Genomic DNA, 21,254 nt, shown 5'->3' on the forward strand with positions numbered 1-21,254 from the left:
GCGTTATCGTTGACGTTTTTCGCGAGCAAGCTCGCTCCTACAGAAGGCGATGTACGCTTAACTGAACGGCATTAGGGCACGCCCTGCGCGCAAGATTATTTAAACCTTCTCACTGAGCGACAGGTCGATAGCTGGAGATACTTCGCCAGGTGAGGGAACGTCAATGATAGGGGTTGTGATACCTGCCCATAACGAAGAACGGCATATCAGCGAGTGCCTTGCTTCTGTGCGACTTGCCAGTGAGCATCCGGCGTTGCGGGGCCAGCGGGTTGAGATACTGGTGGTGCTGGACGCCTGCTCGGACGGCACGGTCGAGCAGGTGGCGGCGCGCGGGGCGAGCATGCTCGAGGTGTGCTTTCAGAACGTCGGCAAGGCCAGGGCCGTGGGCGCTGAGCACTTGCTGGAGGCGGGTGTGCAATGGCTTGCCTTCACGGATGCGGACACACGGGTGCCCTGTGATTGGCTGGTGCGCCAGATCGAATGTGGCGCTGACGCGGTGTGTGGCACCGTCGAAGTGGACAGTTGGAGCGAGCATGATGAGAGCGTGCGCTCGCGCTACCTGGAGCTGTACCAATTCATCGAAAACCATCGCCACATCCACGGTGCAAACCTGGGCCTGAGTGCCGATGCCTACCGCAACGCCGGTGGCTTTCAACACCTGGTCACTCATGAAGACGTGCGGCTTGTGGCCGACCTTGAGCGGACCGGCGCGCGAATCGCCTGGACCGCCACCAACCCGGTGATCACCAGCGCGCGCCGCGACTACAAGTGCCGTGGCGGCTTTGGCGAATACCTGATGTCCATGCTTGCGCCCCACGGCCCGGAGTTGCCTGCCGGCGGCCCGCCGCTGGTTACTCTTTGACGTCCATGAATTCCTTGGCCCATGCCACATAGCTTTCCGGCAGGGTGTAGGTATGCGTCAGCTCCGTGGCGCTCAGGTTCGAGGTGCTGTGGGTCAGCTGACGCTGGGCCCGCAGGCTGTCGTAGGTCGCCTTGATCGACGCAAAGTAGGCGCCATGGCCGGCCACGATCACGCGCACACCCAAGCGGGCCAGGCGCTCGGCATCATTGAGCTTGGGGTTGCCATAGGTCACCAGCATCAACGGTACCGTGAGGTTTTCCGCGATTTTCTCCAGGTGCTCGAAGTCGCTGATACCCACCATGCAGATGCCGTCGGCACCGGCTTTTTCGTAGGCCTTGGTACGTTCAATCACGGCTTCGGTGGGTAGCACGCCGGCGTTGGTTCGCGCGATGATCGACAGCTCGGGGTCGACCCGGGCTTCGAGGGCGGCCTTGACCTTGCCGATACCTTCCTCGACGGAAATCAGGTCGGTCGATTTGCGCCCGAATTGCGCCGGCAGCAGGGTGTCTTCAATGGTCAACGCCGCGACGCCGGCACGTTCCAATTCTTCGACGGTGCGCATCACGTTCAAGGCGTTGCCGTAGCCGTGGTCGGCGTCTGCGATGAACGGTAACTGGGCGACACGGCCGATGCGGGTGGCCTGTTCGACGAATTCGCTCAGGGTGATCAACGCAAAGTCGGGCGCTGCGAGTACCTGCAACGAGGCGACGGAGCCGCCGAGGATACCGACTTCGAAACCCAGGTCCGCCGCGATTCGCGCGGACATCGGATCGAAAACAGATGCTGTCTCCACGCATTTTTGTGCGCCAAGCAGTTCACGGAAATTACGACGAAGAGCGGAGTGGGACATTTTTGGCATGATCTATCCTGGTGCTGGTCATCGTCGAAGTACGATCAATGCCTATTCATAAACCAGCGAGACTACCACGCGCCAAAATACAGAGTCATGACGTTTGAGAATAGGGTATGCGCCACGCACATACTGATGCACCGTTATAAAGCACGCCTGTTTTCCTGATGCCTGTCAGGCCCCTGCACTGCGCCCCGAAAGAGCGCACCGCGCTTTTTTCACTGATGATTTTTTGCCTGCCCCTGCGATGCTTCGCGACCTTGTCATGGGCGCGAGGGCGGTCGTGTGATGCCTGGAAATGGATGGCGATGAAGTGTTCGCGTGTGGATTGACGCGAAATACACAAAAGTCCATTATGGAATTATAAGTACAAAAAATGCTCGCCGGCGTCACCTTTTCTTCACTCTTGCCAAACCAACAACAACTTGCGAGAACACGATCATGAAGAAGCGCTCCCTTATCACCGCCCTGGCCCTGAGCCTGCTCGCTTCCAGCCATGTGCTGGGCGCCGAGAAAACCCTGCGCATTGGCATCGAGGCGGCTTACCCGCCGTTTGCCTCGAAGACCGAGGACGGCAAGATCGTCGGGTTCGACTACGACATCGGCAATGCGCTGTGCGCGCAGATGAAAGCCAAGTGCGTGTGGGTTGAAGGCGAGTTCGACGGGCTGATTCCGTCGCTGAAAGTGAAGAAGATCGACATGGCCTTGTCGTCCATGACCATCAACGAGGACCGTAAGAAGTCGGTGGATTTCAGCCACAAGTATTACTTCACCTCATCGCGCCTGGTGATGAAGCAGGGCGCGGTGGTGGATGACCAGTACGCCAGCCTCAAGGGCAAGACGGTCGGCGTGCAACGCGCCACCACCACCGATCGTTATGCCACCGAGGTGTTTGAACCGCAGGGCATCAACGTCAAGCGCTACGGCAATAATGAAGAAATCTACATGGACCTGGCGGCAGGGCGCCTGGACGCGATCTTTGCCGACACCATCCCCCTGAGCGACTTTCTGTCCATGCCGCGCGGCCAGGGCTACGCCTTTGTCGGCCCGGAGCTCAAGGACCCGAAATACGTGGGCGAGGGTGCCGGGATCGCAGTGCGCAAGGGCAATACTGCGTTGGTCAGCGAGTTGAATGCGGCCATCGATGGCATTCGTGCCAGTGGCGAGTACCAGAAGATTTCCCAGCACTATTTCAAGTCGGATATCTACGGCGATTGAGCGTCATAGGCGGGCAAAATGCGGGAGCAAGCTTGCTCCCGATAACCATAGGCATCTACACAACTTTTCAGCCCCTGACCAATCTCCCTGTGGCCAGCCCGATCACCACACCAGCGCTATTTTCCGGGCGTTCAGCCCTTGAGTTCCTTCAAGTGCTTGTAGACCGTCGCCCGCCCCATCCCCAATACATTGGCCACATAGTTCGAGGCGCTCTTGCCCTTGAAGGCGCCTTCGGCATGCAGCGCCAGTACCAGCTCGCGCTTATGATCTCGGGTCAGCAGGTTCAGGCTCAATTGGCGTTCGCGCATCCACGCATGCAGGAAGGTGTTGATGCGTTCCTGCCAGTCATCGCGAAACAGCGAATCCGGTTGCGGGATCAGCTTGCTCGGTGACAGGAACAGGTCGAGCGCGGCCTTGGCATTTTCAAACAGCGAGATATTCAGGTTGATGCACAGCACCGCCAGCGGGCGACCTTTGTGGTCGTGCAGCACGGTGCTCAGGCTGCGAATTTTCTGGCCGTCCCAGTTGAGCTTTTCGTAGGGACCGATATTCACTTCGCGCACATCGTCGGACAGCATGTCTTCCAGCGCCGAGTCGTCGCCAATGGCGCGTTTCGACAGGTTGTTGGCGATGTAGTCGACCTTTTGCGTGCGCAAGTCGTGCAGCACGGCCTCGGCATGGGGAAAGAACAGCGTGGCGATCGCATCGGCGATCGCACGGAAGTTCTGCAGGACCTTGTCTTGTTCAGCGGTGTTCATCAATGGGGCTCCAGGCGCTCGGGGGAGAGCATACCAGCGTCCAGGCCGAACCGCGCCAGTGGCTCCGGCAACGCCGCGCCGCGCACCAGGGCCGCGCTGGCCTGGCCCATGGCGGGCGAGGTCTGGATGCCATAACCGCCTTGCGCCGCGACCCAGAACAGGCCGGGCACCCGAGGATCGAAGCCGGACAGCAAGTCACCGTCGTGCACAAAACTGCGCAGGCCGGCCCAGGTGCGGGTCGGGCGTCGGATGGTCAGGGTGGTGGCCTCTTCGATCTGGTAGATCCCCATGGCGATGTCCAGCTCTTCGGGCTGGATGTCCTGGGGTTCCACCGGGTCGGCGTTGGCCGGTGAGCCGAGGAACATGCCGGCGTCGGGTTTCATGTAGAAGGCTTCGTCGAGCGCAACCAGCATCGGCCAGGCGTGGCTGTCCACGCCCTCGGGGCCGGCGAAGATAAACGCTGAACGGCGCTTGGGTTGCAGGCCGATGGAAGCCGCACCGGCCAACCCGCCGATATGGTCGGCCCAGGCCCCGGCGGCGTTGATGATAATTGGCGCGGTGAAGGTTTCCTGTTGGGTTTGTACGTGCCACAGGCCGTCGGCGTCACGGCTCAGGCCCAGCACGTGGTGGTCGGTTCGCACCTCGCCCTGGTGGCGGCGGATACCGCGCAGGTAGCCCTGGTGCAGGGCGTCGGTGTCGATATCGCTGGCGGTCGGGTCATAGATCGCCCCGTGGACTTTCTCGCGACGCAGGATCGGCAGCCGCGCGCAGGCTTGGTCGGCACTCAGCTGTTCGACCTGCGGCACGGTGGCCTTGGCGCTGAGGTATTGGCGGTTCAACTCGGTCGGGTCGCCGATGAAGTCCACCGTCATCTCGCCCCGTGGCGTCAGCAGCGGGTGCTCGCAGAACCCGGCGGGCGGATTGTCGAAAAACTCACGGCTGGCCAGGGTCAGCGCCCGCACTTGCGGGGTGCCGTAGGCGGCGGTGTAGAGCGCCGCCGAACGCCCGGTGGAGTGATAGGCGGGGTGCGATTCACGTTCCAGCACCAGCACTTTGCCGTGGGGCGCCAGCCAGAAACCCGTGGAAGCGCCGGCGATGCCGCCACCGATGATGATGAAGTCTGCGTGACTCATGCTCGTCTCCTGATAGGTGGGGTCAGCGCTGCAACTGATAGAGCGCATTGGCCAGGGCGATGTCTTCCAGGCCCAACCCGATAGAGCGGAAGAATACGTGGCGGTCATTGTTCGGGCGCTGCGCCATTTCCGTCAGCAGCTCGGGCAGGTCGCCCATGACGGCGCTGGCGTCCCAGCCGTGCTGTTCGCTGGCGATCAGCATGTCGCCCGCCGCGCCGGGTGTGGTCTGGCGGTAGTCGCAGAATACCTGCATGTCGTTAAGGGCGTGGGGCGGTACTTCATGGGCGCGAGGGGCGTTGGTGCTGATCGAGGTGATCAGTGCCGGTTTGCTCAAGCGCGCCGGGTCGAGCACCGGGCCGGCCGATGAGGTGCAGAGCAGGATCACGTCGGCATCCTCCACCGCGGCTGCGCAACTGCTGGCGATGACCAGGCGCGGATCGAGGCTGCCGAGCTGCGCGAGGGTCGTGGGGGAGGCGTTGGCCAGGCTTGGCGAAAACAGGCTGATGTGCTGCCAGTCGCGCAGGTTCTGCACGTAGCGCAGGTGCGCCTGGGCGACCTTGCCGCTGCCGATGATCGCCAGGCGCCGTACCGCCAATGGCGCCAGTGCCTCCACCGCCAGGGCCGTGGTGGCGGCGGTGCGAGCGGTGGTCAACTCACCGGCATCACACAGCAGCAACGGTTGGCCGGTGTGCATCGACATCAACAGCGTCCATGCGGTCACCAGCGGCCCTTGCTCGCGCACGATGTAGGGCGAGGTCTTGACCCCGTACACCCCGTCTTCGGCCAGCACGCCCAGGTAGTTGATAAAGTCGCCGGCGCCCTGGGGAAACTCCACCTGTTGCTGTGCGGGCTGCACCGCCTGCCCGGCGGCGAGGTCGTGAAACAACTTGCGCAGGATCTGCGGTACATCGACTTGAGCGAGTAACTCGCGGGCCTGTGCCGGGTTGATCACATAAGGCGTGCTGGACATGGGTTTGCTCCGCATTAAACTATTTTGTCCATTATGGACTTTTAGTTATGCGGAGCAATATCCCGGTGAAAAAAAGCTGTCAGGCCAGTTGCACTCGCCGCAGCCGGCCGCTCAGTGCCACTACGCTGTTATCCGGCGCCGGTATCGGCCGCCCCGTCAGCCCCATGCCTTCACTGATCACCACCGCATCCTGGACCCGGCACAGGTTGGACGGCGTATCCAGCCCGCGTGCCAGTACGGCGACTTGCCCGGTGTCCAGGTTGCAGCTCAACAGCCGCCCGCTGAAGCGGGTAAAGCCGCCGTGCAGGACGGCACCGTTCCAGTCCGGCGGCAAGGGTTGTTGCAGGTGGCTGCACAATTCCAGCACCAGCAGGTTGCCGTCCGGGCACCACGCCAACCCGGTGGGCAGTTGCAGCCCGTCAATCAGCACCTCGATCCGACCGCTGGCCGGGTGTACCCGAATCACCTGGCCGGCCTTGTCGGCAAAGTCGATGCCCTGGCGCGCCGGGTCGCCCCGCAATTCACCGGAGAACAGGCTGATCAGCACCGCGTCGGTCTGCGGTTCGTAGACCAGGGTCACCGGTACGGCCTCCTGGCCTTGTTCCAGTTCGGGCAGTTGCACCCGCACCTGCTCGTCCTGGCCGTCGCTGAACTCCACCAGTTGGTTGGTATCGGGCTTGACCGCCAGCCAACTGCGTCGGGTTGGGTGCCAGCACAGCGCATTCAGGTTGCCACGGCTGTGGAACACCGGTTCGGGCGGGCTGTATTGCAGGTCCAGCAACTTGGAGCCACTGACATAGTCGGTCTGGCTGACCATGCAGTGCCCGTCACCGCAGGCGATGTCTGACAGGCCCATGATTTCATCGCGCAGCATGCGTGCCTGCATGTTCATCGCGCGAAACCCTTGGGCAAGGCATTCACCGGGCAGGTAGGCGCCGGGTCGTTGCGGGTCCGGTTGCAGCAGGCTGATACGCCCGCTGAAGGGTTGGTCCGCCAGGCCCGAACCGGCCTCGGCCAGTAACAGGCTGCCATCGGCCCGCAGGCAGACGCCGCGCGGGTTGAGCAGCCCCTCGGCGATCAGTGTGCTGGGGCGCAGGGTTTCGTCGGGGTGGGCGGGGATATGCCAGGTCATGGGATCGCTCTCCTATTGGGGTGGCTGCCACGGTTCGCCGGTGAGATAGGCGCGCAACAGGGCGCGTTGGCAGGGCGACATCGAGCGCACCACCGGCATGAACAACGTGGTGCCTTTGTAGGTGTCGGCGGTGCGGGCGAGGATCGCGTTCTTGGCGCCCATCACCGCATCCGGTTGGTTCAATGCCACATAGCGCGACATGGCCGGGAAGGCCAGGTAGTGAAAGCGCAGGACATTTGGGTACATGAGTTCCCAGGTAATGGTTGTGCCCTTGGGAATGCCGAAGTCGGTCTGGGCGTACTTGCGGAAATTGGTGAAGTAGCCGCTGCTGTCAAGGCCATTGGCGGTGCAGGTCAAGGCGGCGAAACCCGCCTGGGCCGCGGTGCCGGGCTTGACGCTGACCGGTACGCTGACAGCCAGTTGCCCGGCCTTCACCGTCAGCGTGGTGGGGACATCGAGGAAGTCGTAGTTTTGCGGGTCGGTGTAGAGCGCCGGAGGCGTGACCGTCAGGCCGATATCGGTGGTGTCGGGCACCGGGCCGCCCAGATAGCGGACCTGCAAGGTGATCGACAGGCCATCGGGGTAGTCCTCCAGGTAGACATTGCGCTGATCACCGTACACCCGGTAGGTCGATTCGATCGCGTTCAGCGTGGTCCCGGCCACCGTGCCCGGTGCGGTGATGGACAAGGGCGAGACCTGGGTCGCCTGTTGTTGGCTGGGGCTCAGGGGCACGTCGACGATACCGCCATACACGTAGTAGTCGACCAACGGGCTGCTGGTGGGGTCAAGGGTGGTCAGCAGGGTGGTGCCGGCGCTGATACTGACGGTGCCGTAATTGGCGTTCGGCCCGATCGCGCTGGTGATGTCGTCCCTGACCGCCCGGAAGGTTTCCTTGGGGATGACGTTCACCATGTCCAGGCTCAGCAGGCCATTGCTGGCCAACTCGGCATAGGCTGCATTGGACGTGCACTGGTTGACCAACTGCCGCCCCGGCTGGCAGGTCAGCGGCTCGTCGGCGAATGCCGGGGCCAGGGTGCCGATGACCCGGCCAATACTGGGGTTGGGCGTGTATTGGCCCAAGGCGTAATCGGCGTTCAGTTGTTCGGTGGTCATCAAGGGGCACATCTCGAACATCACGAAACGCAGCACGATGCCCGTCGCGCCCGGTGCCTGGATGATCGATTGCAGGCCAGGGCTGCTGGTGTTCCAGCTGACGATACTGCTCAGCGGGAAGGTCAGCTGGAACGTGCCACTGGCGTGGAACGAGCCCGGTGCGTCCATGGTGCCCGGCAGCAGCACGCGGCCCTGCACGTCGAAACTGCTGCACACGGTATCGCAGTGGATCAGCAATTGGACGTTGTCGCTGGCGCCGATCTGCAGGCCACCGACGAAGATCTGGGTGGTGGTGGACGCCGTCGGGTCCAGGTCCACCATCATCGGCCCGGAGTGGGGACCCTGGCCGGTCACCGGGTCTACCGAACCGAGCAGGTAGACCGCCTGGCCCACCAGGTCGCCGGTGGTGCTGATGCTGCCCGGGCTGCCTTGGGAACTGATCAAGGCGTCCTGGGTTTCCACCAGGTGCTGCCCGTAGTGGTTCCAGCCGCCGAGGGTGTAGCGTGTTCCGCCGGGGGTATTGAGCATGTCGTTCAACTGGTCGTCGCTGAAAGCCTCGGCTTGCGGCGCCAGGGTCGAGGTGGCCAGGTCAAACACCGGCCAGCTGTGTTCCGTGCCTTGGGGCAGGCATGGGGTGTTGTTCGACACGCTGACATCCGTGCTGATGCCGCCCCAGAAATTCAGGCGAGGTCCATTCAGAATACTCATGGTTTATTCCTTTTCCTTGGACGGGCGGGTACCCGGGGCATTGGCGAATTTGAACAGGTAGGAGAAATCGGAGGTGAACAGGCTCTTGGCCGGTGTGGCCATGGAGTGGCACGTCATGCAACTGCTGTTGGGCTGGATGTAGCTTTCCATGGTCACGTTGGCCGACAGCGCGGGCGTTGGCGTGCCTAAGGGGTTGCTCGGGTCGTTCGGCCGCAGCGGGCGCTGGGTGGTGATCAGTTGGTAGTACTTGAGCACGCTGTTTTGCAGGCCCGGCTCGGCGCGGTAGCGTTTGTTGACGTCGTCGGTCAGCGCGGCAATCGGGGTGAACCGGCTCAGCGGGTCGGGCGTCTGGAACGTGGTGCCCGGCAGCGGTACGCAGACCAGTTGGGCGCCCTGGGGCTGCCAGGTGCAGGGCGACTGGTTGACGTGGGCGGCGCTGGGGTTGAAGTAGCTGTAGGGCGGGCTGGTGGTCGCATTGGACGGCACGTTGTCGATCTGCTCGAAGGTCGACCAGACCCACTGCGGGTAGCCGGCCGGCTTGGTGATGATGTGCAGGCCCACCAGCCCCAGGTACGCCTGCTGGGTACCGATGCGCTGGCCCTGCTCGTTGAACGTGGCAACCTGCGCCAGTTGGGTCAGGTAGCGGCTGGCATTGTCAGTGGGGGTCAGGATGCGCCAGCTGGATTTGATCTCGATGACCCCGTTGGGGAATTGGATGTTGTTGGCCTTGGACACCACATCGGCGTTGTAGAAGCGGTTGGCGACGATGTAGTTGTAGGAGGTCTCGTTGGCCGCGATGTCGTAGTAGGTCGGGTTGCCCGCCTGGTCGATCAGCCAGCCGCCGACGGCCTGGTCAATGAAGGTCTCCTGTCGCGTGTTTTTCAACGCGGCAATGTTGATGATGCCCAGGGTTCTGGCCACCAGCAGGGTGTTCCATGGGCCAGGGTCGGCCGCATTCGGCAAGAAAATTTCCTCGACGGTCTTGTAGGTCTGCCACACGGTATAGCCCGCATCGCCGGGCTGTTGACTGCAATTGGGCGTGCCGCGTTGGCCGTCCTGGGCCGGCCAGTTCAACGCGATGAACATCTGCCAGCTGTATTGATCGAACTGGTCCTGGCTGGCGGTGGCGACCGGTGCACTGCTGGGCGGCTGGCAGTTGAGTGGGGCGGCCAGCGTCGACGCCGCAGGCGTTTCCCTGGCCAGCGCCGGCGGGCTGGCCAGGCCGATGACTATCACGGCACAACAAATGAGGCTTTTCATGGCGATCCTTCCTTGGGGGTCAGGGTTTGCGCTGCATCAGCTGGTTCCACTGCGCCTTATGCCCGTTACTCTGCGCCGCTGTCTTGCCCGCCAAACGCCGCGGGGCTGAGCAGCAGCAGGAGCAGAAACAGGCGACTCAAGAGGCTGGTGTTCATATGACACTCCTTTGAAGTCCGGGTGACAGGTGCGTCACCCGGTGGTCCTGTCCGAGGCTTACGAGTAGTCGCTCATACTGAGCGGGACGGGTGGGTAATTGCGCTTCACCAGAGCCTGCGCCCACAGCTCCAGCACGGCGCGCCGGCTTTGCGGCATGTCGCGGGTGATGGGCATCGCCAGGGTGCTTTCCTCCTGGTACTCCTTGCTGATCAACACAATCAGCTGGTCGACGGCACCTTCGATGCGCGTCAGGGAATTGAGCGGCATGTACTTGCTCATGATCGGGTACAGGTAATAGAACGGTTGCAGGATGAAGGGGTAGATAAAGCTCTCCCAGATCAGTTGGCCGGCGTCTTCACGCTGGTAGACCTGGTTCCATGCGTCGACAAAGTCCTGCTGCATCTGCGGCTCCAGCGGCAACACGCGCAGTGGCGCGAGGAAGTCGGTGAAGGCCTGATTGAGCGGGAAACTGAACGGGATCACCGGCGCCTGCTGGCCTTCCTGCACAAAGAAACGCAGGGTCGGAAAGCCAGGGGCCTGGGCGGTGACCGTCAGGTTGGCAATGCCGTTGGCGTCGGTCTGGATCTGGGTCACGCTGTACTGCACCGTGTTGCTGAGCGGGTCTTGCAACGTGCCTTGCCGGGGGATCGGGTTGGCGAACGACAGGCACGGGCTGAGGGCGACCGAGGCGGGTGTCGGCAGGAATTGCTGGTAGGTCACCGGCACCGTTTGATCGTCTGATTCGACGATCCGCGTGGCCATGAGCTGGCGACCGGTGCCCTCGGTGACTTCGGCGAGCAGTGTCGACGTGCCGTTGAATTGCGGGAGGTTGGCGCTGTTCTTGATCGGGTTTTGCGGGTCGTTGTTGAACAGCGTGAAGTCGGCCGCGTTGCTGAACGCCAGGTAGTAATCGGTGGTGCACAGCATGTAGGCATTGCTGTACTCCGCCACCCACAACACGGTCCCGGCCGGCGCTGGCAGGCCATCGTATTGCACCATGATCTGCAATGTCTTGGTGTCGCCCACGTCGATGAAGCTGGCGCTCTGCACCACTTCGGCTGTCCACATTTGCTGGGTGGCGGCGGGGGGCGTGGTGGCGCCTTGCAATTGCAGTTCCAGCGTGCCGGTTTGCAGCTGCGCCTGGGCCTGGGCGGTGAGGGGCAGGTCGAGGATACCCGCACGTTGGTCGAACGCCGCCTGCTGGTAATCGTCATAGCCGAAGCTGGCCAACGGGCTGAATTGCTCGCCCTGCCGGATACCGATCTGGTAGTTGCCGGCCTGGAACTTGGCCGCCACCGGGATGGGCGCGGTCTTGTCGACCGGGTAGAACGGAAAGGCGTTGCCCAGGTCCAGCGACAACGTATCGCCATGGGCCTGCGCCGAGATCACGCCGAGTTTGGCCGAGGTGGTTTGCGTGGGCGAGGTGATCGGCACCGGGTTGGCCGGGATCAGGCGCCGACCGGCCGGGGCGGTGGGGAATTCACCGTCCAGCCACAGGCCCAGGGTGCCGACCGTGCGGCTGTAGGCCGGGTTGAAGAAAATATCGCCGACGTTATCCAGCCCTTGTTGATACATCGCCGTCACCTTGGCCAGGGCTTCGGGGCTGGAGGAGTGGGTGTCGATGGGCGGGCAGTTATTGAAAATACCGTTCCTGTCGTAGCACGTCAGGTAGGTGGAAAAGCGAAACATCAGCCCCTTGGCTTTTTGTTGTTCCATCTGCGCCTGCAGGTTTTGCAGCAAGGCCGAGTTGCCGATGACCCAGGCCAGGTTCTCTTTCGGGAAACAGGTCTGCCAGGTGGTGGTGACGTAGCTCAGCCCGCCAAGGTTGGCCCAGTTGAAGTTCAGGAAGCGGTCGAGCATGCGGTGCTCGCGCTTGAGCGTCAGGCCACATTGGTCGGTGCCCAGCACCAGTTTGTCGAAGTACAGCGCAGTGAAGGTGTTCTGCCAGGGGCTCACGTCGACAAAGCGCGCCGGTGTGGGCGCGTTGCTGCCAAACGGGTTGCCGAGCAATTGGAAGCTCTGGTTGATCAGCGGGTCCTGGCTCACATACCCCCCGGTGGGCAACTCGCCGCCGGTGACCACGGACTGGATCTGGTTGTAGCTCACGGTGCCGCAGGCATTGTCCCCGAACAGGTTCCATTCGCCGGGGATCATCGGCGTGGTCAACTGCGAGGCGTTGCCCGGTACTTGCAGGACATAACCGGGGATCTGGCTGTGTGGCAGTGGCGCGATCGTCCACGGCAGCAAGGTGCTGGCGGCGTTCTGCGGGGTGACGTTGAAGCTGTCCAGGAACCGCCAGTTCATCTGCATCTTCACCGCATCGTAGAGCGGGTACATGTCGTTGTTGTTAGCGGTCGGCGGGTTCCAGAACAGATGGCCGCCCAGGTAGATACGCGGGAAATTCAATACGCTCATGTCAGGCTCCTTAGCGTTGCCACTGGGCGCGTTTGAGCGACCAGACAAAGTCCAGTTTGTGGTAACCGACAAAGTCGGTGGCCGGCAGTAGGGCGGTGGGGTACACGATGCCGCCCTGTTCCTTGAGGGCGAAATTGAAGTAGCCCTGTTTCGCCGAGTACGCGGCTGTAGCGTGGCAGGCGAAACACGACGATTGGCTCTGGAAGGCCGACTCCAGCTGGGAATTGGCGAGCAGGGTGGGCGTGGTGTTGGACTGCACGCCAATCAACTCGTACTGCGCCAGTTCGGCGTACTGGGCCTGGAAGAGCGTGTTGACCGGCTGTGCCGCCGGTGTCGGCCCGGTGCTGTTGGTCATCGGCGTGGGCGGCACCGCATTGGTCACGGTGTACTGGCTGTTGTGGCGGTTTTCGAAGGTGGTCCAGACCCAGTCGGGGTTCAGCTTGTTGATCACATGCAAGCCGCTCAAGGCGGCATAGCCCACCTGGTACTGTTCACCTTGCTGGTAGTAGGCCTGGGCGATGTAGTAGCCATCGTTGGCCAGTTGCTGCTGGTAGCTGGGGTCGTTGCCGATCCACAGCCACGCGGCTTTCAGTTCCCAGGCGGTGGCGGGGAAGTTGAGATCGCTGGTCAAGGCGGCCTGGCCGTTCACGTTGTAGACCTTCTGCTGCACGATGTAGTCGAACGTGTCCGCGCCCATCAACAACTGGAAGCGCACCGCCTGGCCTTGCTGGTCCTTGGGGACCTGGCCGCCCATTTCCAGGATCAGCCCGTCCACCTGCTGCGTGGCATTGAGGTTGTGAAAGGTGCGACTGAGGTTCATGCCCAGCGCCTTGGCCTGTTGCAGCACGGCGTCTGGCGGCGGCGTATTTTGGTTGTACGGCTGGGGCGGGGCGCCGTTGGCCAGGTACACCTGGTCCGAGGGTTTCAGGGTTTCCCAGACCCGGTCGGGGCTCTGCACGCTGGCGGGCTGGTTCAGGCAGGCAAACCAGTTCCAGGCCAGGGTGTCCGGGCTTTGCACAAAGGCCGCCCGGGTCTTGTCGAGGTTGCCTCCAAATTGCAGGAAGTTGCTGCAATCGAAGGGGTTGGTGTCCTGTGCCTGGGCCAACCCGGCCAATGCACTGAGGACCGTTATAGAGAAGGCTCGCCGCATGAAAGCTCCTTGGCAATGGCCAGTTCGGTGTGTGGGCGCCCCAGGAAGTGTTCCAGGAGCAGTTGCTTCACTGCCGTCGCCGCAAGCTGCTGCGGTATCGGCAGATCACAATTGGTGATCAGCAGGGGGCCGGTCTGCACGCTGGTCGGCAGGCGCCCGTGGCTGCCGCGGACCAGGGAGGTGTCCAGCGGGATCAGGTCCATGTAGTAGCGAAAGCCGAGCTTTTTTTGCAGCAGGCGGCGCGCCACTTTCAACATGGGGAACCGGATCGCCGGGTCGATAAACAGCTCGACCGGGTCGTAGCCAGGCTTGCGATGGATGTCCACGGTGCGGGCAAAGTCGGGGGCCTTGCGGTCGTCGAACCAGTAGTAGTAATCAAACCAGCTGCCGGCGGCGGCCACGGCCACCAGCTCGCCGCTGCGCGGGTGATCCAGTTGCCAGGCGCGTTGCTCGGCTTTGTCCAGCACCTGCTCGATGCCGGGCTGGCGCTGCAACAGGGCTTTGACCCGAGGGATGTCCTGTGCCTGCTTGACGTAGACATGCGCAACCTGATGATCAGCCACCGCGAAGGCCGCGCTGGCGCCGGGGTCGAGCAGCTCCCAGCTCAGGGATTGGCGCACCTGCAACCAGCCTTCGGTGCGCAATACACGGTTGATCGACACCGATTGCTCGACGGCCTCGATGCCATATTCCGACAGCAGCATCACCGCGGCGCCCTGCACCTTGGCGAAGGCCAGCAGCCGGCCGACTTCACGGTCGATGGCCCGCACTTCGTCGACGATCGACGGGTGATCCGGGCCCAGGCGCTGCAAGCTGTAGTCGAGATGGGGCAGGTAGACCAATTGCAGGTGGGGACGGTTGATCTGGAACTCGGCAATGGCGCAATCGACGATCCAGCGGCTCGACGCGATGCCGGCCGCCGGGCCCCAGAACCCGGGAAACGGGAACTCGCCAATCTGCTGTTCGATCTGTTCATGCAGCCCGGGCGGTGACGAGTACAGGCCGAACTGTTTACGCCCGTCCGCCGGGTAATGCGGGCGCGGGGTGATGGCGGCGTCCACGTCGGCGTACATGTTGTACCACCAGAACAATTGGCTGCAGCGAAAAGCCGGGAACTCGCGCTTGAGCGTGTGCCAGACCTTTTCGCCCTGGACCAGCGCATTGGGTTGCAGCCAGAAGCGCACTTCGGCCTGGTCGCGAAAGTACCAGCCATTGCCGACGATACCGTGTTGCGACGGCGGTGCCCCGGTCAGGATCGACGCCTGTACCGTCGACGTCACCGCCGGGAACACCGGTTGCAGGTGGGCCAGCTTGGCAGTCCTGAGCAGGGCATTGATCTGCGGCGTGGCTTCGCCCAACAACGAGGGCGTCAAGCCCACCACATTGATCAACAACAGCGGTTGCTCAGAGGGCATGGGCGTAGGCCTCCTGGACCGCAGCGTGCAACAGGTTGCGCTGGCGCAGTTGGTCTTCGACCCAGCGCAGTTCAGCAGCGATGCCCTCCAGTTGCGCCGGCTCGGTGGCCGGGCGCAGTTGGGCGGGCAACACGCCCCAGCTGTAGGTCTCGACTTCCAGCACCGGCCGACAGTCCACATGGCCCGCCAGGTAGTCGAAGGTCTGCGCCAGGGCGACCTGGCTGCCCGTCAGCTCCGGCAACAGCAGGTGTTCACTGAACAGCGGGATGTGGAAATGAATGCGCAGCTCCGTGAACTGCGCGCAGTCACTGAGGGCCGCGGGCAAGTCGGCCCAGGCAACCAGGCGACCTTGCGCATCGAGTGCCTTGACCTGATGCAGGTAGGTCGCCTCGGCAAAATGTCCCAGGGTCTTGAGCACGTGGTCGCGGCGCTGATCGCCTTGAGGCGGCAAGCGGCAAATCATCGCGTTGGACAGCTGGATCTTGCCCACCGGCACCCGCGCCTGGTGCAGCCGCGTCAACGACTCATAACAGTCTTCGAACATCACGGCCTGGTGGCATACATCAAAACACAGCGCCAGGTACTCATGGTGTGGGTCGAAGGTTTGCCGTTGCTGGAAGAAGGCGATGGCCTGCGCGGTGTTTTCCAGCACGCAGTCCGGTTCCATTTCCAGGCAGAACAGGATTTTCTTGCCGGTTTGCCGATGCAGCGCGGCGAGTGCGCGGGTGAGTTGGCTGAGGTGCGCATCGGCGCGTGCCTGCCGTGCTGGGGTCCAAGTGGCGGCGTAGCCCAGGGGCACCGTGGAAATCACCCCCTGCGCGCAATCGGCTGGCAAGGCCTGGGCGAGGATTCGCGCCAGGTCCAGGCTGTACGCCAGGCGTTGTGGGTCGGCCCAGTCGGGCAGGTACACCTCGGCTTTCACCGCGCCCTGATGGAATTCGCCATAGGGGAAGCCGTTCAGCGAGGTCAGGCGCAGGCCGCTGTGTTGCAGCAATTGCAGGAACGACTCACGCGCCGACGCCTGTTGCAGTTCGGCCGCCGCGCGCGCGCAAATCCACAAGCCGCTGTCCTGTTCGTCGAGCCCGCGCAAGCGCCGCACGCCCTGGAAGTGCCGCGCGATCGAGGCCCGCAGCCCGGCGAGGTCACGGGTGGGGTGGACGTTGCTGCAGTAGCCGACCCGGGGGGCTGTCCAGCCGCTGACGGCGTTCATTTGATCACCGGGTCCTGGCCGCGCAGGGCCGAGTTTTCCTGCCATTGCTTGCGCTGGTCGATGGGCAGCGGGGTGCTGACGAGGGCCTTGTCCAGTTGCCCGCTTTGGGCAAAGAAGTCCACCGGGTTATGGAACAGCACCTGTTCGACCTGGGCCTGGGTGAACCCGGCCGCCAGCATCGCTTCGCCGGTCTTGGGCACTTTCAGCGGGTCGCTGATGCCCCAGTCGGCAGCGCTGTTGACCACCATTTTTTCGGTGCCGTATTCCTGGAGCAGGGCGACCATGCGCTGCTCGGACATCTTGGTATTGGGGTAGATGGAGTGCCCGCGCCAACAGTCGCTGTCCAGTACCAGCGGCAAGGTCAGCTCGTTGAGGTGGTCAATGATGACCAGGTGTTCGGCAATCCCCACCTCACGGATCACCGCCAGGGTGCGTTTAGTGCCGCCGATCTTGTCGCGGTGCGGCGTATGCACCAGTACCGGCAGGTTGAATTGCTTGGCCAGCTCCAGCTGGGCGGCGAGAAAGCGATCCTCTTCGGGGGTGATGTCGTCATAGCCGATTTCACCGACGGCCACCACACCGTCCTTGACCAGGTAGCGCGGCAAAATCCCCAGCACTTCATTGGCGATCGACAGGTCATTGGCCTCCTTGGGGTTCAGGCCGATGGTGCAGAAATGGTGGATGCCGAACATGCTGGCGCGAAAGCGCTCCCAGCCCAGCAGGGTGTCGAAGTAGTCGACGAAACTGCCGACACTGGTGCGCGCCTGGCCCTGCCAGAAGGCCGGCTCGATCACCCCGGTGATCCCGGCGGCGGCCATGTTCTGGTAGTCGTCGGTGGTGCGGCTGACCATATGAATGTGCGGGTCGAAATACTTGAGCATGGTGGATCCTCGTCAAGGGAAAAGGGGCGGCACTGGGCGTCAATTCAGGTACGTGTGCCATTCCGGCGGCAGGCACAGGCCGCGCAGGCGTTGCAGTTGTGCCGGGCTGAGCAGGTTGAAGGCGATCACCCGGGGCAGGCCGGGGGACACGCTGCGCCCGGCGGCGAGCTGTTCGTCCAGCAGGTCGAGGGCCAGCTGGTTGAGGCTGACGCTGTGGCGCTGCGCCAGGCCGACCAGGCGCGTGATGTCCAGGCCCATGCCGAGGGCTTTGAGCACCAGTTGGTGAAAGGCGTGCTCCGGGTAGTGACGCGACGGGTAGGCGGAGTCGAGGGCGAGGGCGGCAAACACCTGGGGGTTGCTGGTGCGCCCGGCCTGCAGCGCCAGCGCCAGGCACTGCCCGTCGCTGTCGAGCCAGTCGAGAGCGTTGAGCAAGGCGATTTTTTCCAGGTCGTCGCCCCACAGGAACAGCTGGCGCAGCAGTGCCAATCGCTCGGCAGCGGCGCAGGTCTCCAGCACCTGGGCCAACAGCAAGGCCCGCGCCAGCGCGACCACGGGCGCTTTCAACTGGCGCTTGCACTGGCCGCTCAACAGTGCGGCCGTGTCGGCGTCCGGCTGTTGCACAAGCCGTTGCTGCGCCTGCTGCCACCATTGTTGCTCGGTGTTATCCAGCTGCTGGCTCAAGTTTTGGCGATGTTCGGTGAGGCAATCCTGGCGCATGTTCATGTCGGCTTGATCCAGCGTTGAAAGTGGGGCAGCAGGAAAAACACCAGCACACATAACAGGCTGCCAACCGGCTGGTCGGCCACGGCCAGTACCAGTGCATCGAACAACGGCAGGGCGGCCAGGCCGGCACCGATAAACGCGCGAACCTGGCGCTGTTGCGGGTTGGCCAGGTGTTGGTGGTAGTGCCAGCCCAACCAACCGAGCCACAACAGCAGCACCGGCCAGAACCACAGGTTGTTGGAGTAGATCGCCAGGGCCAGCGGGCTGAGCATCAGCAGCAACGGCAGGCGGCTGATCAGCTGGTTGCGGTGTTCCTGGCGTGCCAGGTAGGTGAGGCCGCTGATGTACACGCCGAGCAGGATCGCGCAGAGCCAGATCGGTTCCGGTGGCACCGCCAGGCTGGCGGCGGCGGTGAGGTACAGCGCCGAGCGACAGGCCCCCATCAGCCACACGCTGTGGGCGTACTTCTTGTGCAGCAGGTTGTAGCCGAAGATGCAGCCCACCAGCAGCAGTACGCCGCCGAGCAACCAATGCGGCTCATCGATCAAGCGGCTCAGGCCCAGCACCGCGGCAGCGGCCAGGCTCAGCAACAGCGCGGTCGCCACGCCGACTTGCTGGCGGCTGGCCAGGCCCAGGGTGATCGGGCGCGGGTTGTGGTGTTGCCGGTCCCAGTCGGCATCGAGCAGGTCATTGAGCAGCATGCCCGCCAGGTACAGCAGCGACAGGGTGATCAACAGCAACCCCCACACCAGCCATGACGGCGGCGCCAGGGCGCCGGCACTGCTGGCGAGCAGGGCGGCGGCCAGGGTGTTGGTCCACACTGTGGGCAGGTTGGAGACGCGGCCAAGGGTCATCCAGGTTTTCATCGGGCTCATTGTGCGTAGCCCTCACCCAGCGGCAGCGCGGCATCGCTGCGACTCAGCAGGCGTTGCAGGGCAGCTTCCATCTTCGCGTTGTCGATTTCGTGCAGGTCCACCGACTCCCCGATGCGGCAGAGCATCGGGATCGACAGTTGCCCGCCCAGGTGCTGACGGAATTCCTCCAGCCCGAGCAATACCGGCGAGCGACCTTGCGCGTCCCGCAAGGCCAGCTCCGGTGGGCACAGGTTGAAACCGAGCGTGAGCAACAACTGCATGATCCGTTCGATGTCGGCATCGCCCAGCAGCCCCAGGGCATTGGCGTACACCCCATCCAGGGCCATGCCTACCGCCACCGCCTCGCCATGGCGCAGGCGGTGATGGCTAAGGTTTTCCAGTTTGTGCGCGGCCCAGTGCCCGTAATCCAGGGGCCGGCCGTTACCGCGTTCGAAGGGGTCGCCGGCCCCGGTGATGTGGTGCAGGTGCAGTTCGGCGCAGCGGCGAATGGCGTAGCGGCTGGCAGCGTGATCGAAATGGGCGAGGGCGTCGGCGTGCTGTTCCATCCATTCGAAAAAAGCCCGGTCCTTGATCAACGCCACCTTCACCGCCTCGGCCAGCCCGGCGATCTGGTCGCGGCGGGTGAGGCTGGTCAGCAGTTGAAAGTCATTGAGCACCGCCGTGGCGGGGTAGAAGGCGCCCAACAGGTTCTTCTGGCCGAAGGCATTGATGCCGTTCTTCACGCCGATACCGGCATCGTTCTGCGCCAGCACGGTGCTCGGGATACGGATCAGGCGAATGCCACGATGGAAGGTGGCGCAGGCGTAGCCCACTGCATCCAGCACCGCACCGCCGCCCAGGGCCAGCACGTAGCAATGCCGGTCCAGGCCGTGTTGCAGCATGTCGCTGTACAGCCGTTCCAGTACCTGCGCGTGCTTGCTCAGTTCACCGGCCGGCAGCGCAATCGGTGCCGCCTGCAGATGCAAGTCGGGATACGCGGCAAAGTAGCTGTCGATCTCTTCCAGCAGGTGCGGTGTGCTGAGCAACAGTTGTTCATCGGCGAACACCAGTACCGTCACCGGGCCGCTGTGCTGGGCGGTGAGTTGGCGATGCAGGCAAGGGTTGAGCGGGGCGAACAGATGGTCGGTGAACACCACCGGGTAGTCATAACGGACTTCGAAGCGCCCGTGCAGCGCTTGCTCGGCGTGCGGCTTGCGCGCGGCCTTGAACAGGCTGTAGCCCGCCACAAACACCACCGGCAACACCATGCTGGCGAGGATCGTCACCAGCAGCGCGTTTTGCTCGATCAGGAATGTACCGATAGCCGTGTAGGCCAGGGCCAGGCCCGCGTTGGCCAGGGTGGTGATGACTGTAAATGCCCGCAGCGGATAGCGCTGCATGCCGGCGGCCACCACCGAGGTTTCCGCCAGTACCGGTACGCCACGCAGGCAAATCAGCGAGAGTGTGCCCAAGCGATACGCCAACTGCCCCGGTTGGCGCTGATGCAGGCCCAGGCGGCCTGACAGCAGGCGAAAATACCCGGCCCCCAGGGCGTACCCCAACCCGGCACCGAGGCACAGGCCAATGAAAATCACCAGGTAACCGCCCAGGCTGCCCAGCATCGCCACCGCCAGCAGCGCCACCAGGCTCGACGGCACGGGCAGCACCACGTCCAGCGCGAGCAGGGCAATCAGCAGCAGCGCCAGGTTGAATGTTTGCGTGGGGGTCGTCGGCTGATAGAGGTTGAGGTGTATCAGGACGTCTTGGATCTGTTGCTCGAACAACAGGAAGCTGGCGATGACCAGCCCCGAAAAGCACAGCAATGACAGCCAGAAATGTTCAACTGGCCCCTTTTTCGAGAACGCACGATACCACCGGCTGCGCTTCATCAAAGCATCCCTTTTGAGTGTTAAGACTTAAATTCCGTGTCTTGTGTTAACGCTGCGTCTGGTCGGTTTTCAGAGCAATAAAATTCCTCGCCTGGATGGCTGTTTATACGGGCAATGGCTGATTGCCTTCATGGTATGGATGAACTTAGTCGGTTGTGGTTTTTTTGCAAGTTTGTCGGGCGACAGCGTTTTAAAGCGCGACTGAAAGCAGGTCGAGACGGGTTTTATGTGATGGTATTTATTGATTTAATACAACGAGTTGCATAGTGTTTTGAATGACGCCAATAACCCGTCAAACGTGTTTGTCTTGAATGAGTCATTGATGTTCAAGTGCGCGAAGCGTGTTGTTTTCGGGGATGAATTATTGCCGTTCGCTATATAGCGTTGTTCCACGTTGTATTTGTCGAGAATGATTCCGTTTAATGTGGGTGTGCTCACGCCGTGGAATTGTTTCGGGAGCGTCCAGCAACTAAAGGGACCTGCGTTATTGGCCTTTAAACCCGTTGTGTGCAGCGTTGCCCGCAATGCTGCGGGGTGCGCACGGATGCGATCAAGAG

Annotated in this window: 17 protein-coding genes; 2 read left to right on the top strand and 15 right to left on the bottom strand. The window is 62.9% G+C overall.

Annotated elements, in window-relative coordinates; genetic code table 11:
* The first annotated feature begins 163 nt into the window (after positions 1-163).
* Entirely contained in the window at positions 164-862 is a 699-nt protein-coding gene (locus AC1Q6I_RS22650; RefSeq protein WP_024074709.1) for a glycosyltransferase family 2 protein, read from the top strand.
* Here AC1Q6I_RS22650 and AC1Q6I_RS22655 read toward each other — a convergent pair.
* The gene (locus AC1Q6I_RS22655) at positions 852-1,721 is read right to left on the bottom strand and encodes an isocitrate lyase/PEP mutase family protein (RefSeq protein ID WP_024074710.1); all 870 of its coding nucleotides are present in this window, start codon (positions 1,719-1,721) and stop codon (positions 852-854) included. The two genes, AC1Q6I_RS22650 and AC1Q6I_RS22655, sit on opposite strands and share 11 nt — an antisense overlap.
* Positions 1,722-2,153: 432 nt before the next feature.
* Between AC1Q6I_RS22655 and AC1Q6I_RS22660 the strand changes: the two genes are divergently transcribed.
* Entirely contained in the window at positions 2,154-2,930 is a 777-nt protein-coding gene (locus AC1Q6I_RS22660; RefSeq protein WP_069075658.1) for an ABC transporter substrate-binding protein, read from the top strand.
* A 131-nt stretch (positions 2,931-3,061) separates the two neighbouring features.
* Here AC1Q6I_RS22660 and AC1Q6I_RS22665 read toward each other — a convergent pair whose 3' ends face one another.
* The 14 genes from AC1Q6I_RS22665 to AC1Q6I_RS22730 all read right to left on the bottom strand — a co-directional run bounded on the left by AC1Q6I_RS22665 (position 3,062) and on the right by AC1Q6I_RS22730 (position 20,697).
* Positions 3,062-3,688 (bottom strand): helix-turn-helix transcriptional regulator, encoded by a 627-nt coding sequence (locus AC1Q6I_RS22665; protein ID WP_024074712.1) that lies wholly within the window; start codon positions 3,686-3,688, stop codon positions 3,062-3,064.
* Positions 3,688-4,821: an NAD(P)/FAD-dependent oxidoreductase gene (locus AC1Q6I_RS22670; protein ID WP_024074713.1), complete on the bottom strand. Its 1,134-nt coding sequence runs from the start codon at positions 4,819-4,821 to the stop codon at positions 3,688-3,690. Before AC1Q6I_RS22670 ends, AC1Q6I_RS22665 begins: the two co-directional genes overlap by 1 nt.
* Positions 4,822-4,843: 22 nt before the next feature.
* Positions 4,844-5,791: an ornithine cyclodeaminase family protein gene (locus tag AC1Q6I_RS22675; protein ID WP_069075659.1), complete on the bottom strand. Its 948-nt coding sequence runs from the start codon at positions 5,789-5,791 to the stop codon at positions 4,844-4,846.
* A 79-nt stretch (positions 5,792-5,870) separates the two neighbouring features.
* Positions 5,871-6,923, bottom strand: coding sequence for a hypothetical protein (locus AC1Q6I_RS22680; RefSeq protein WP_069075660.1), 1,053 nt, complete (start codon positions 6,921-6,923; stop codon positions 5,871-5,873).
* 12 nt (positions 6,924-6,935) lie between these two features.
* A complete protein-coding gene (locus AC1Q6I_RS22685) occupies positions 6,936-8,744 on the bottom strand; it encodes a hypothetical protein (RefSeq protein ID WP_102624899.1) in 1,809 nt (602 codons plus the stop codon).
* A gap of 3 nt (positions 8,745-8,747) precedes the next feature.
* Positions 8,748-10,004 (bottom strand): hypothetical protein, encoded by a 1,257-nt coding sequence (locus tag AC1Q6I_RS22690; protein ID WP_102624900.1) that lies wholly within the window; start codon positions 10,002-10,004, stop codon positions 8,748-8,750.
* A gap of 213 nt (positions 10,005-10,217) precedes the next feature.
* Positions 10,218-12,575 carry a hypothetical protein gene (locus tag AC1Q6I_RS22695; protein WP_102624901.1) on the bottom strand — a complete coding sequence of 786 codons (2,358 nt, stop codon included), beginning with the start codon at positions 12,573-12,575 and terminating at the stop codon, positions 10,218-10,220.
* Between the two features lie 10 nt (positions 12,576-12,585).
* Complete coding sequence (locus AC1Q6I_RS22700) at positions 12,586-13,725, bottom strand: hypothetical protein (RefSeq protein ID WP_102624902.1); 1,140 nt, start codon at positions 13,723-13,725, stop codon at positions 12,586-12,588.
* Positions 13,704-15,140 carry an alkaline phosphatase family protein gene (locus AC1Q6I_RS22705; RefSeq protein WP_024074721.1) on the bottom strand — a complete coding sequence of 479 codons (1,437 nt, stop codon included), beginning with the start codon at positions 15,138-15,140 and terminating at the stop codon, positions 13,704-13,706. Before AC1Q6I_RS22705 ends, AC1Q6I_RS22700 begins: the two co-directional genes overlap by 22 nt.
* Positions 15,130-16,350 carry a metabolite traffic protein EboE gene (gene eboE / locus AC1Q6I_RS22710; RefSeq protein ID WP_024074722.1) on the bottom strand — a complete coding sequence of 407 codons (1,221 nt, stop codon included), beginning with the start codon at positions 16,348-16,350 and terminating at the stop codon, positions 15,130-15,132. The genes AC1Q6I_RS22705 and eboE overlap by 11 nt, the downstream gene beginning before the upstream one ends.
* Entirely contained in the window at positions 16,347-17,231 is an 885-nt protein-coding gene (locus AC1Q6I_RS22715) for a TatD family hydrolase (RefSeq protein ID WP_024074723.1), read from the bottom strand. Before AC1Q6I_RS22715 ends, eboE begins: the two co-directional genes overlap by 4 nt.
* A 39-nt stretch (positions 17,232-17,270) precedes the next feature.
* Positions 17,271-17,954, bottom strand: a complete 684-nt coding sequence (locus AC1Q6I_RS22720) for an EboA domain-containing protein (RefSeq protein WP_024074724.1) — start codon at positions 17,952-17,954, stop codon at positions 17,271-17,273.
* Positions 17,951-18,820: a UbiA family prenyltransferase gene (locus AC1Q6I_RS22725; protein WP_041160900.1), complete on the bottom strand. Its 870-nt coding sequence runs from the start codon at positions 18,818-18,820 to the stop codon at positions 17,951-17,953. The genes AC1Q6I_RS22720 and AC1Q6I_RS22725 overlap by 4 nt, the downstream gene beginning before the upstream one ends.
* Before the next feature lie 5 nt (positions 18,821-18,825).
* The gene (locus AC1Q6I_RS22730) at positions 18,826-20,697 is read right to left on the bottom strand and encodes a 3-dehydroquinate synthase (RefSeq protein WP_102624903.1); all 1,872 of its coding nucleotides are present in this window, start codon (positions 20,695-20,697) and stop codon (positions 18,826-18,828) included.
* Positions 20,698-21,254: the final 557 nt, after the last annotated feature.

It is taken from the genome of Pseudomonas sp. MPR-R2A5, assembly GCF_058793055.1.